The 13,058-nt window shown below is 39.2% G+C and carries 12 protein-coding genes; 2 read left to right on the top strand and 10 right to left on the bottom strand.

The window, feature by feature from the left end:
• From V7137_RS06160 to V7137_RS06120, 9 genes are all read right to left on the bottom strand, one after another.
• On the bottom strand, window positions 1–820 hold an 820-nt coding region (locus tag V7137_RS06160), incomplete at its 3' end, for a MalY/PatB family protein (protein WP_335697255.1).
• Between the two features lie 215 nt (window positions 821–1,035).
• Window positions 1,036–2,031 carry a D-cysteine desulfhydrase gene (locus V7137_RS06155; protein WP_335697254.1) on the bottom strand — a complete coding sequence of 332 codons (996 nt, stop codon included), beginning with the start codon at window positions 2,029–2,031 and terminating at the stop codon, window positions 1,036–1,038.
• A 90-nt stretch (window positions 2,032–2,121) separates the two neighbouring features.
• Window positions 2,122–2,499, bottom strand: a complete 378-nt coding sequence (locus V7137_RS06150; protein WP_335697253.1) for a RidA family protein — start codon at window positions 2,497–2,499, stop codon at window positions 2,122–2,124.
• Window positions 2,500–2,744: 245 nt separating this feature from the next.
• On the bottom strand, window positions 2,745–4,184 hold the full coding sequence (locus V7137_RS06145; protein ID WP_335697252.1) for a sigma-54 interaction domain-containing protein: 1,440 nt from the start codon (window positions 4,182–4,184) through the stop codon (window positions 2,745–2,747).
• Between the two features lie 61 nt (window positions 4,185–4,245).
• On the bottom strand, window positions 4,246–5,430 hold the full coding sequence (locus V7137_RS06140; RefSeq protein WP_335697251.1) for a MalY/PatB family protein: 1,185 nt from the start codon (window positions 5,428–5,430) through the stop codon (window positions 4,246–4,248).
• Between the two features lie 232 nt (window positions 5,431–5,662).
• Complete coding sequence (locus tag V7137_RS06135; RefSeq protein ID WP_335697250.1) at window positions 5,663–7,093, bottom strand: MBL fold metallo-hydrolase; 1,431 nt, start codon at window positions 7,091–7,093, stop codon at window positions 5,663–5,665.
• 57 nt (window positions 7,094–7,150) lie between these two features.
• A complete protein-coding gene (locus tag V7137_RS06130; RefSeq protein ID WP_335697249.1) occupies window positions 7,151–8,359 on the bottom strand; it encodes an FAD/NAD(P)-binding oxidoreductase in 1,209 nt (402 codons plus the stop codon).
• Between the two features lie 34 nt (window positions 8,360–8,393).
• Window positions 8,394–8,519 carry a hypothetical protein gene (locus tag V7137_RS06125; protein WP_335697248.1) on the bottom strand — a complete coding sequence of 42 codons (126 nt, stop codon included), beginning with the start codon at window positions 8,517–8,519 and terminating at the stop codon, window positions 8,394–8,396.
• A 527-nt stretch (window positions 8,520–9,046) separates the two neighbouring features.
• The gene (locus tag V7137_RS06120; protein ID WP_335697247.1) at window positions 9,047–10,093 is read right to left on the bottom strand and encodes a YeiH family protein; all 1,047 of its coding nucleotides are present in this window, start codon (window positions 10,091–10,093) and stop codon (window positions 9,047–9,049) included.
• Between the two features lie 301 nt (window positions 10,094–10,394).
• On the opposite strand from V7137_RS06120, the gene V7137_RS06115 reads away from it, so the two are divergent.
• Window positions 10,395–11,291: a LysR family transcriptional regulator gene (locus V7137_RS06115; protein WP_335697246.1), complete on the top strand. Its 897-nt coding sequence runs from the start codon at window positions 10,395–10,397 to the stop codon at window positions 11,289–11,291.
• Window positions 11,292–11,597: 306 nt separating this feature from the next.
• Here V7137_RS06115 and V7137_RS06110 read toward each other — a convergent pair whose 3' ends face one another.
• Window positions 11,598–12,164, bottom strand: coding sequence for an MOSC domain-containing protein (locus V7137_RS06110; protein ID WP_335697245.1), 567 nt, complete (start codon window positions 12,162–12,164; stop codon window positions 11,598–11,600).
• A 159-nt stretch (window positions 12,165–12,323) separates the two neighbouring features.
• On the opposite strand from V7137_RS06110, the gene V7137_RS06105 reads away from it, so the two are divergent.
• Window positions 12,324–12,956 carry a histidine phosphatase family protein gene (locus V7137_RS06105; protein WP_335697244.1) on the top strand — a complete coding sequence of 211 codons (633 nt, stop codon included), beginning with the start codon at window positions 12,324–12,326 and terminating at the stop codon, window positions 12,954–12,956.
• Window positions 12,957–13,058 lie beyond the last annotated feature (102 nt).

Genomic DNA, 13,058 nt, shown 5'->3' with positions numbered 1-13,058 from the left:
CCCCTAAATAGCTATAATCGAAGTGATATTTCACATAAATATCGTCAAAAGCTTTCTTCAAATTTTTGTTTTTTATAATAACATAAGCACTAAAGAAAGATGCTAAATTGAAGGTTTTACTTGGAGAGTTCATTACCACAACATTATTATCCTCTTCCTCACAAATCTCTAAAAAGGAGTAAAAACGTAAACCTTTGTGGATCATGTCACTATGAATTTCATCACTTATAATAATCACGTTATTCTCTCGACATAAATCGTACATTTTCTTCATTTCTTCTTTTGTCCAAACTCGTCCAATAGGATTAGCAGGATTACATACAAGGAGGATTTTCACATCGGGCATCATTAGTTTAATCTCTAAATCTTCAAAATCAATATCATAACTCCCATTTTGGAATTTTAATGGATTATCGACAGCATTTCTATTAAAATTTTCAATTACCTTTTTAAAGGTAGCATAGACTGGAGGTTGAATCACGACTTTGTCTCCTGGATTCGTATAAGCATCCAAAAACATCCATAGAGCACCTGTCATTAATCCTGGTGCATAACTAATTTCATCTTCTCGAATATCGATTTTATGATGGCGCCCATACCAACCTTTAATAGCACTAGTAAATCGGTCATGAGGAAAATTTCCATAACCAAAGACTCCGAAGTCTACCTTTTTCCTTACCGCATCTAACACTTCACGTGGAGCCTTGTAATCGGTGTCAGCGATCCCCAGTGGAATTAATAAGCCGCCTTTCCCTTCATTATCCCATTTATCCGAATCAGTACCGATCCTATTTATAGATTCATCAAAGTTGTGTAACATAGATTTCCCCCTCATTTTTCAAGATAATTTTTGTATGCGATAACATTGTTTCGTAAACTAAATTCATTCATACAACTCTTCTTTTAAATCTGATGGACACATCTGACGATATGTCCATCAACAGGCACTTTTTAAATCGATCGATATAACATATTCATTTTCTCATCCATCCAAAACTACCACCCGTATGAATAGGAGCAATTCCCTCTTAAACTTCAATAAAAGAGCGAAGTATTGGCGTATAACGCTGAGGCTCCGCCAGAATGTACAAATAGGATGTTATCGTCCGGCTTAAAGGTGCCTTTTTGTATTAAATCAATGAGTCCCGCTGCTGCTTTACCTGTATATACCGGATCTAGCAAAATCCCTTCTGTTCTTGCCATGAGCTTGACAGCTTCCACCATTTCAGGCGTAGGTAAAGCATAGCCTGGTCCGACATATTCATCAAAACACGTAATAGCCTCACCAGGGATTGAATTTGGAATGCCAATATGTGCTGAAGTTTCTTTAACAAGCTGAAAAACTTTCTCTTCTTGTTCCACTTTTCCTCTGCTTACGTTTATTCCTATTACCGGTATTTTACTTTGATTTCCATAAAAGCCAGTCACCAAACCTGCATGCATTCCCCCGCTGCCGCTTACACAAACAACACCTTTCATATTGACTCCTTGATCAAAGGACTGTGCCAAAATCTCCTGAGCGCAAGCAACATATCCCGTTGCACCAATGCTATTCGATCCCCCAACCGGAATGATATAAGGTTTATATCCCTCATTCGTTACCTCTTTAGCTACTTTCAGCATTTCTTTCATCAAGTCCGTCCCATTAGGTACAACCTTGACTTTTTCAGCACCCAGTAAATGATACAGAAAATAGTTACCATTAAAATCTGGCTCAGAATTTGTTAAAAGCCCCTCTTCCAATACGAGAATGCACTTCATTTTCTCTTTAACGGCAGCGGCCAGCGTTAAACGGCAATGATTTGATTGAATGCCTCCACATGTAATTAACGTATCCGCGCCTTTTTCCAATGCATCGGCAACAAGGAACTCTAGTTTTCTTGTTTTATTTCCACCGGCCGTCAGCCCAAGTAAATCATCTCGTTTAATATAAATCGAAGGGCCACCAAGAACTTCAGAAAAATGGTGTAATTTCTCAATGGGTGTATATGTTGGTGTATATCGTTGTCTAGGAAATTGTGCTAAATTCATATTAATCTCCTCCTGTCTCCTCTGTTTAAAGCCATATGTAAATTAAGAAAAGAGAATATTAATCTGACGTTCTCTTTTCAATTATTACGATTAAATCATAGCAACCGCTTCGATTTCAATCAAAGCATCTTTTGGTAAACGAGCAACTTCAATCGCGCTTCTAGCCGGATAATTCACGGAAAAAAATTCTCCATATATATGATTCATCGCGGCAAAATGATTCATATCGCTTAAAAAAACCGTTGTTTTTATTACCTGCTGTAAGCTTGCTCCCGCCGCTTCTATAACCTGCTTGAGATTCTCCAGTGACATCCTTGTTTGCTCCTCAATATTATCAGGCATTTCTCCGGTTTCAGGATGAATCGGGAGCTGCCCTGAAGTATACACTACATTTCCTGCTTTAATACCTTGTGAATAAGGACCGATAGCCTTGGGAGCTTCTTTGGTTATGATTGTTTCTTTTATCATAAAAACCACCTCTTTTTTTAATGTAATCCTATTTAAACGGAATTGTGTTTAATATTCATCTGAATCTGGCTGTTCTTTTATAAAACCTCTTTATTAATAATTTTTATAACTTTCAGTCATTTTATAAAGCACCTCTACCTTCTGCTTTTGTCCTCACCCCACTCTTGAGAAAATGATAGAAGCACTCTCCCGATTTCATTTCAATTAACTTCTAATCAAGAAAAATAGTTATCTTTTTAATAAAGTTAACATAATTTATATTTTTCTAACTTGCGATAAAGGGTAGACAGGCTAATCTGTAGTTCCCGGGCGATTTGTTCTTTATCATATTTTTCAGCTAAGAAGTAGCTCTGGATTACATCTCTTTCATATTCTGAAATCATTTGTTCTAAACTCATTCCTCTACTCTCGACTGAGAGGCGATCCTGTTGAAGTAAATAATCAGGTACATCATGGAAGCAGATAATATCTAATTCAGCCATATTGACCATATATTCTACGGCGTTTTCCAACTGCCGTATATTCCCCGGCCAATCATAACGTATAAGCCATCGCTCCAGCATAGGGTCAAGTCTCAGTGGAGGCCTTTGCATGATCCTGCAATGTTTATGAATGAAATGATCGAGATACAAGACGATATCATCACGCCGCTCTTGCAAGGATTTAGTATGGAGGGGGATGACATTGAGACGATAGTACAAATCCTCGCGAAAAGTGCCCTTCTGCACCATTTCTTCCAGGTTTCGGTGAGTGGCCGCAATCACCCGTACATTAATCCCGATTGCTTTTTTTCCACCGATTCTTTCAATCTCTCTTTCTTGTAAAACACGTAATAATTTGGGTTGCAAGAATAGTGGCATATCCCCAATTTCATCAAGAAAAATGGTTCCATTGTCCGCTAATTCGAATTTTCCTATTTTCCCATTCCGGTTTGAACCGGTAAATGATCCCCCCTCATAACCAAACAACTCACTTTCCAACAAGCTTTCAGGTATGGCGGCGCAATTGACTGCTACAAATGGATACGTTCGGCGCTTGCTTTCAAAATGAATCGCTTTGGCTAATAATTCCTTCCCCGTACCGCTATCTCCCCTTATCAGGACAGTGGATGGGCTGTTTATAATCCTTCTTGCTTTTTTAATCACATCTTGAAGTCCAGAATCTTTACCAAGAATGTTTTCAAAAGAAATGGTATTTGGGGGGACCGGGATATCCTCTTGAATTTTACAACCCTTTTCTTTACCAAGGTCTAGCATCGCTAATTTATTGCCTAACAATGTACTACCATTGCTTAAAAAACGTATCAGCTTCTCTGATTCAATAATCATTTTTTCCTTTTGTTTATGAGAAAAACCAATCATGCCAATGACGCCAACTAGTTTATCTTGCTTTACAATAGGAAAACCAATGGTGGCGAGTTCTTTGCATTGATTAACGAATTGACACTTCATACATTGCGACTCATCTTTTTTTACATCGTAGATTACTCCAGGCTCTCCAGTTTCCAATATCATTTTGAAAAAGGAGCCTTCCGGAGCCGCTTTGCCAATGAGCTCTTTATAATAGCCGGTCCCGCTAATGCGAACGCCCTTTTCATCAAGTACAGTTATATCCAAACCAAGGATTTCTGCCGTGTTCTCCGTGTAGTCTTGAATAAACTGCTGTATGCCAATAAAGCCTGCCATATGATCCTCCTCTACTATAGCGTTCGTTATATGGAATAATAAAAAATTATCACAAAATAACTTAATGAACTTTACATAGAGAAGCGACAGCGTTTTCTATTCCACCCAGCGCATTTTTTAACATCGAACGCGGGCAAGCAATATTTAGCCTCATAAATCCTTCACCTTCCCTACCGAAAATGTGCCCTTCATTCATTGCAACTCTTGCTCTCTGTAACATAAATTCATCCAGTTCTTTAACTGAAAAACACAATTCCCGGCAATCCAGCCATACAAGGTATGTGCCTTCTGGCTGGATGACGCTGATTTGCGGAATGTTGTTGCGGAAGTAATTCAACGTGTACTCCAAATTCCCCTGCAAATATTCAAGGAGCTGATCCAGCCATTCTTCTCCATAGCGGTAAGCAGCCTCTAACGCAACAACGCCAAATATGTTTGGCGAGCCAATGGATAATGTATGAAGTTCCTGATTATACCTATCGCGCAGTTGCTGATTTGGAATAATAATACTCGACGTCTGCACACCCATCAGGTTAAAAGTTTTGCTTGGCGCAATGCAGGAAAGGGAGTGATTCGCAAACTCTTCTGAAATAGAAGCAAAAGGAATGTGAGTATGTGTCTTATAAACAAAATCAAAATGAATTTCATCCGCTACAATGAGAATGTTGTGCTTTATACAAAGCTGTCCCAACCTCGTCAATTCTTCTTTGCTCCATACCCTTCCGATCGGGTTATGAGGACTACACAGAATTAACATTTTTACCTTTGCATCTATCTTTGCCTCCAAGTCTTCGAAATCCATGGAATAACGCCCATTTTCAAGCATAAGCGGATTGCTTACAATTTCACGGCCGGCCGCTTGAATCACACGGGCAAAATGATGGTATACAGGCGGTTGGATAATAATTTTATCTCCTGGCTTCGTAAAGGACTGAATCGAAAGCGATAAGGCCGGAATTACACCTGGGCTGTGGGTAATCCATTCTTTCTTAACGGACCATCGATGTCTTCTTTTTATCCAGTCAACAATGGATTCCATATACGAGTCTGATCTAAGTCCGTAGCCATAAACGCCGTGTTCCGCCCGCTGTTTTAACGCTTCGATGACAGGTTTTGGTGACTGGAAATCCATATCGGCCACCCACATCGGAATAACATCCTTTACGTCAAATTGATTTTTAAGATTATCCCATTTTTCACAGTCAGTGCCCAGGCGACAGATCTCTTGGTCAAAATTATATTTCATGAAGTATCTCTCCTTTTCATGTTTGCTTATGCATAAACCTCTTTACGTAATTTATATAAGCAATTTTCATGCCAACTTATTTCCCTTATAAAATCGCCTTATTTTAATAGAATTCTTGATTGAATTCCGAATACCGCGAATGTCAATTTTACAAACGCTTTCATTATAAGCATTGGCAAGTTTGCAAACATGGTAAATATTTCGCATAGATGATAAAATTCAAAGATTTCATTTAAAAATCTCTAGTGGTTCGCAACTTTTCCTGTTTTCTCCATTCCTCATAACCGCCCACAAGACTTTGTACGTCTTTAAAACCATGAACTTGCAGAAGGCTTGCAGCGATAGCAGATCTTCCGCCAGTTTTGCAATAAACTAAAATGGGTTTATCATGCGGAATGGTGTGTGCCTGTTCCTGCAGATGACCGAGCATCACGTGCTTCGCCTGCGGAATATGGCCTTCTTCCCACTCGCCCTTACTTCGGACATCAAGTACATATATGCCTTCTATTTGAATTGCGCCCTCTACCTGATCCAATGTCACTTCTTCATATTTCATTCCACGCGAATCAGATTCACCTAGCAGCTCCATCACACATGGATCCATTGTGGCAACGATACGATCCAATCCAATGGACTGGAGATCCTTCACGATATCAGCCACATCCGTATTGGTGGCTAGAAGATAGATTGGCTGGTCATAATTCAACAGCCATCCCGCCCAAGTTACAAATGATTTATTATAAGGAATATTCATCACGCCTTGTAAATGCTTGGCAGCAAAATCACTGGCTGGACGCGTATCAATGACCATTTCCTGTTTCACCCATTCCTGCACAATACCGATCGAAACATCCATACGAAGCGGTACTGCCATCCTTTGGATTTGCTGTGCCCCCTCTTTATTCAACCGCTTCATCATTGAAAAATAAGGGGGTGCCTCCGGCTGTCCAGCCAACAGCGCTTCTATAAAACGATCCTCGTTATCATATTGCAATGCCCAATTTGTCCGTTTTTCATAGCCGATGGTTGAAGAAGGTACTGCTCCTAACGCTTTACCACAGGCACTGCCCGCTCCATGTCCTGGCCATACTTGCAGATAGTCAGGAAGCTTTTTAAACTGCTTTAGTGACCGATACATCATGCGTGCCATTTTTTCTGAGGAACCTCGTACCCCCACGGCTTTTTCTAATAAATCGGGACGCCCCACGTCACCGACAAACACAAAATCTCCGGTAAATATGCCGATCGGGCCCTTGATAGATGCACCGCCATCTGTTACAAGCAGCGATATATGTTCAGGTGTGTGTCCTGGTGTATGCATCACCTCAAATTGGATATTTCCAATGGCAAAAACATCTCCATTTCTAAGATAAAAGTGTTCATACCCAGTTGCGTACTCATATTTCCAGTCCGGTCCTCCTTCATCAGAAAAATACAATGTGGCTCCCAGCCTGGAAGCTAGCTCCTGCGAACCAGACAAAAAGTCCGCGTGGATGTGTGTTTCCGTTGCACCCACAATCCGAACACCATGTGCTCTTGCTGTTTCTATGTAAGGTTCTATATTGCGTGACGGATCAACAATGATTGCTTCGCCCGTATCCTGACATCCCACAAGGTATGAAGCTTGAGCCAGTTTCTCATCATAAAAGTATTTGAGTAACATCAGTCATCCTCCTTTTAAGCGCTTGCTTTTGTTTTGTTATGACCATCCGAAACATGATTACATCCTACCTTTGAGCATTCCCTTCCAATACATAACGGGAAGGAAGTTTTTCTTCAATACATACATGCTGTACCTCTCGCGTGCCTGATTGATCGGGAAGGTTTCCTGCGGCTGTAAATCATAATTGAATTCGGCCAGTATAAGCCGTCCATATCCGGTAACAAGCGGGCATGATGTATAACCGTCATATTGATGTACCAATGGTTTGGCTCGCATCCGATGAAGTAAATTTTTTACAAGTACGGGTGCTTGTTTACGAATCGCAGCCCCCGTTTTCGATGTAGGCAGGTTGGTGCAGTCCCCAATGCCAAAAACATTGTCAAAGCATGGATGCTGCAGCGTATATTTGTCTACATTCAGCCAACCATTACTTGCCGCAAGCGGGCTATTCTTAATAAAGTCAGGGGCGCTCATTGGTGGTACCACATGAATCATGTCATATTGGATATTTACACGCTCTTGTGTGTTCAGATTTTCGAATGTCGCTTGCTTTTTTTCACCATCGATTTCAATGAGATGGTGCATAAACCATGTCTCGATTTCTTTTCGTTCTATTATTTTGTTAAGTGCCTGTTCATATTTTTTCACATTGAATATGCTTGGGCTGCCTGAAGCAAAAATAACTGAAGAGTGTTGACGCACTCCTGATTTTCTGAAATAATCATCCGCCAAATACATGATTTTTTGAGGGGCTCCACCACACTTCACCGGAGTATTCGGATTCGTAAAGATGGAAGTACCTCCCTTGAAGTTGCGAATCGTTTCCCATGTGCTATCAACATAGTCATAAGAGTAATTACTACATACCCCATTCTTTCCAATACTTTCTTTTAACCCTTTGATTTTATGCCAATCAATTTGAATCCCTGCCGCAACAACTAGATACTCATAGTGCAGTTTCTTTCCAGATGCTGTTACAACCGCATTTTCATCTGGTTGAAATGCGGTAACCGCATCCTGCACCCACACGGCCCCACTCGGAATAACGGATGCTTCTTCCCTTTGTGTCACCGTTTTATCCGCTTCGCCAGCTCCGACAAGCGTCCATAATGGCTGATAATAATGTTTTGTTGCGGGTTCAACGATGGCAATATTTCCTCTTAGGCTGTGTGATTCACGCAGGAGACGGGCTGCAACCGTAATTCCAGCACTCCCACCGCCTATAATCAAAATTTTGTAATGTGTCTCGTTTTTCACCTTTGGCATTCTTATCTCCTCATCTCCATTTTAGTAAAGCGGCTCACAAATCTAAGGCTTCAGCATTAATAATCAGCATGTAAATGGCGACGAACATAACGACACCGGAAAATATATAATGGAGTGTGCGTCGCTGCTTACTTAAGCGTGCCGCAAGCCTTGCTCCCACCATTCCACCGCCAACTCCGCCTACAACAAACGCCTACATAACCCACCAGTTTATGAGGCCGGATAAACTGTAACTCACTGCGGTTTACTTATCATTTATATTGCAAGAACCATGCCAACTGATTTCTTCTGTAAAACTGCTTGATTTTGCGCACCCCACTCTTTGGAAATTCTCAATTTTGCTATCATTCACATTAAAAATCCTTTATCATCAAGCTTAGACTCTTCCTAGGACTAGGAACTAGTTTTGCATCTGTGATAAACTCTTCAAGCTATTTCTATAAAGTGATTCAACTAACCTATCAGTTAACAAAATTTTTTTAGATTTCGTATAACTGAAATAGCATACAAGAACATGTTAATGTGTTAACTCTGATAGGGATAGCATTTACCCATCAAGCTAATATTTTGAAGTACCTTCAAAAAACTCCATTCCATACTAATTCGAAATAAAAAAAGCTTGAGGAAAATTTTTTGTCCTCATGCTTTTTTACATTATCAATATTAAAGCTAACTGACCCATAATTTTTATACAATAAAGTAAGTTAAAATGGAAAGACAGATAGATGTAATCCCCATCGCGATTAACGGTTTTAATGCCTTCGTACGGAGATCCCGAAGACATACATTTAATCCGAGTCCGACCATTGCTGCTGTTAAACACCATGTAGTAAGCTTGGAAATACCATTCATAAATTCACTTGATACTGGAATAGTTGTACCAATGACATAACTTCCAATAATGCTCATGATAATGAACCCTATTAAAAACCATGGAAATTCAACCTTCGTTTCAGAACATTCGTCCCTAGATCTTTTTCTTTTCATGATGAACATCAAAAGGAAGCACAGTGGAACAAGTAAAAACACTCGACCTAATTTTGCAAGTAAACCAATTGCTAGTGCATCTTGTCCCCCTGGTGCTGCAGCTAAGGCTACGTGAGCAATTTCATGTAAGCTAATTCCTGACCAAATGCCATACTCTATGTCTGACAATGCTAAGAAGGGCCGTAATATCGTATAAGAAATCGCAAAAATCGTCCCAACTAAAGCAATAATACCAACACCAATGGCGGTATCTTCATCTTTTGATTTAATAATTGGTGCTATCGCAGCTATAGCTGCCGCACCACACACCCCTGTACCTACTCCAAGAAGAAGTGATATATTTTTATCTGCTTTCAACATTCGAGCTAGCCATACTGTTACCAAGATAGCAAAGATAATAACCCCAGTATCTCGAACAAGTAATCCTAAACCATCCTGTAAAACCGTACCTATATTGAGCTTAAGTCCATACAAAATAATCGCAAACCGTAATAATCTTTTCGAAGAAAATCCTATACCTGAACGGAGGAGTTCAGGGTAACCAAAAAATTGCCGATACATGACTGCGATCACAATCGCGGATGCTAATTGACCAACATGATCAAATCCAGGCGTTTTTGCCAATAAGTAGCCCAGTAAGGCAATCATAAAGGTAAAGCCAATTCCACCGATCCATTGGCCAAAAGATGAGGTTTTTTTTATGGGTTGGATAGGTTCTTTATTTACTCTAGTGTATTGCGCTTCCATCTCATCACCACCTTTATTTATTAAGGCTCTTTTCGTAAACTTTGTTGCTTTTGGAATTTAATAAGGGTCATTTACTAAGTTTCTAGGCAATTTTCGCAAATGTTCTTACGAAAAGATGCCACGAAGCATCTAGTTATACGGGTTGATGAACTTATACGAAAAACAACAATCTATGCGAAAATAGCCTTTATTAACAATCTCAGACTAAACCTTTTCTATCCATAAGAAAAATAATTATTTATGATACTTATCATAAGTAAAACTATATAATAAAAAATAAACTGTAAAAGGGTTGATAAAAATGGATCAACAGTTACAAGTCTTTGTAACGGTAGCAGAGATGGAAAACTTTTCACGTGCAGCAGAAGAATTACATATGACTCAACCTGCAGTAAGCCAATATATTCAATCTTTTGAGCGTACCATGGGGACAAAATTGTTGGAGCGCAGTAATAAATTTGTACGCTTAAATAAAGCCGGGGAAATTGTCTATCATCACGCAAAAGAGATATTAGGTCTCTATACAAAAATGCATTACTTGATAGATGACCTAACCAACAAGACGAGTGGACCTCTTTCAATTGGTGCCAGTTATACATATGGGGAATACGTTTTGCCGCATGTTATTGCAAAAATGTACATGAAATATCCATTAATCACTCCAACCATTACGATTGGGAACACAAAAGAGGTAGCAAAATTAGTTTTGGGGCACCAATTAGATGTGGGAATTGTGGAAGGGGAATTCAAAGATAAAAATTTAGTAATCGAACCTTTTGCAGAAGATTCCATGTATCTGGTGGCATCACCAAAACATAGCTTGGCACAAAAAAATGGTGAAATTAACATATCAGAATTAGAGGAAGAAACGTGGATTGTCAGGGAAAATGGTTCTGGAACTAGAGAAGTAACTGAGAAAATGTTCAGATTATGTGAAATCATTCCGAAAAAAACATTGGAGTTTGGAAGTACACAACTAATTAAGGAATCTGTAGAAGCAGGTCTTGGTGTTAGTCTACTTTCTTACTGGGCGATTCGTAAGGAATGTTCAATGGGCTCTTTAAATATCATAAACGTAAAACAACTTCCAATTAAACGGAAATTTTCAGTTGTCTTACGATCCCCATTCCAGACTAAAGCGTTAAGCGTATTTTTAGAACTATTAAGAGAAAGTAATAAGGCCATACCTGATTTATGAAGTGGTTGCAGTTTTGTTGCATTATACAATAGGCGCCATTCTTTAACAAGAAGGCATCCCCTTCTATTGGGACATATGATGGAGTAACGAAAAAAGCCCAATTTCTCAATATTAATGATGAGAAATTGAGCTTTTTATATTGGGATTTCCTTAACGCTGTAAATACGCGGTTATCTTAACTCGTATATTGAATCCGTGCCTGTCACTCCCGGATTTTCTTGTTTCACAACGATGTTCCACGAACAACTTTTATCAATATAACAAATATTTATAGTAAACCAATCGAATTATTTCATTCCCTGCTATTTATTGCATCGGATTTTTAAAATCATTAACCAAAACCTGAACTTCATCATTTTCATGAATGATTCCAGGCCTTTCAACTGCACATACAATCCCCCGCCGCTTATAACCTGCTCGTACAAAACGAAAGGATAACTTCTCATGATCTTCATAATGCTTTTGGATTTCATCACCAGGTAAGGTACAAGGCTGGTTTTCCCCCATACATATTAATCCTGCTCCACTTGGAAAAAGGATACGTGAACCCATGGTGAGTTTTGTTAATTCCGGAAATCCCTTTACCAAGACATTAGCCCCTAACCACTCAGGCAGAACAGATTCAACACCTAATTCTTCTGCAATCCTGTCTAATTCTTCCACAGAAACAATAGTAATTTGGCGGCGGTTTAGAATCTCTGTTCCTCTTGGGTACATCGGCTGCCTTGAATCAGCCTTACTAGTTATTCCAAAGTGGCGGTCCCCACGAATCCCTCCAAATTCAAGATTCGCTTCTGATATTCTTCTGGTTACAAATGTCTTTGGATCATCTGCAACTAATACTGCATTTATGTTTACCCATACTTTTTCCAAAAGAAAACTCCCCTTTATATAGACATTTCCTAAAAATTATACCTCACTACTTTGGTTGGACTGGAAATGCTTGGTGTATTTAATTACAAACAACTCGAAAGGTGTGGTAAAATTCATTTTATCAATCCATTCATTCCAATACAAAGCAGGTGTTTACGTGTGTCCTCTGAAAAAGAAGTGAATCTTTATTTTGTTCGGCATGGGGAGACCCATTATAATGTAGAGAGACGATTACAGGGATTTTGTGATTCACCACTTACAGATAAAGGAATTGCACAGGCTAAATCTGTAGGAATCGGTTTATCTGATTTAGAATTTAAAGCAGTATACACCAGTGAAAGCCAGAGAGTAGTAGATACGGCTAGGTATGCCATTGGCCATCGAAACATCCCCATCATTACTGATCCACGTCTAAAGGAAATGAATTTTGGTGTTTTGGAATCCCTATTACAAACGGAAATTCTAGCTCAATATGGGAATATCCTAGAGACATTATTTAGTCTTAACGATTTAAATATGTCGGCACCAGAAGGGGAATCCTACTTACAGCTTTTTTCACGAACAAGCTCTGCTATCGATGAAATCATTCATAAGCATAAAAATGAGGGTGGAAATGTTCTAGTATTTTCACATGGGGTAACAATCGGCAACTACTTAATGCAATTAGCAAAATTGAGCGGTTATCATCACCATGAAAATTGCAGTGTTTCTGTGGTCAAATATTTGAACGGTGAATTTTATGTAGACAGGATTGCTGATACTTCTTTTAGAGATAAATACGACCTAAAATAAATCCAATCATAAATCTACTGGGTTAAAGGAAGGCAATTCCCAGAGCATAAATTCAGGAAAAGCCACCTCACCCTTCTGACAAGCTGCATTCAGACAGGATCT

Origin of the sequence: Neobacillus drentensis, from assembly GCF_036962765.1 — a bacterium.
Classification (GTDB): domain Bacteria; phylum Bacillota; class Bacilli; order Bacillales; family Cytobacillaceae; genus Neobacillus; species Neobacillus drentensis_C.
The sequence above is the reverse complement of the archived record's forward strand: the minus strand, read 5'-3'. Positions and strand labels throughout refer to the sequence as shown.

Coding starts and splice junctions, on each gene's coding strand:
- V7137_RS06115 (WP_335697246.1), top strand. CDS start 10,395: ATGGATCAACAGTTACAAGTCTTTGTAACGGTAGCAGAGATGGAAAAC.
- V7137_RS06150 (WP_335697253.1), bottom strand. CDS start 2,499: ATGATAAAAGAAACAATCATAACCAAAGAAGCTCCCAAGGCTATCGGT.
- V7137_RS06120 (WP_335697247.1), bottom strand. CDS start 10,093: ATGGAAGCGCAATACACTAGAGTAAATAAAGAACCTATCCAACCCATA.
- V7137_RS06130 (WP_335697249.1), bottom strand. CDS start 8,359: ATGCCAAAGGTGAAAAACGAGACACATTACAAAATTTTGATTATAGGC.
- V7137_RS06145 (WP_335697252.1), bottom strand. CDS start 4,184: ATGGCAGGCTTTATTGGCATACAGCAGTTTATTCAAGACTACACGGAG.
- V7137_RS06155 (WP_335697254.1), bottom strand. CDS start 2,031: ATGAATTTAGCACAATTTCCTAGACAACGATATACACCAACATATACA.
- V7137_RS06140 (WP_335697251.1), bottom strand. CDS start 5,430: ATGAAATATAATTTTGACCAAGAGATCTGTCGCCTGGGCACTGACTGT.
- V7137_RS06135 (WP_335697250.1), bottom strand. CDS start 7,093: ATGTTACTCAAATACTTTTATGATGAGAAACTGGCTCAAGCTTCATAC.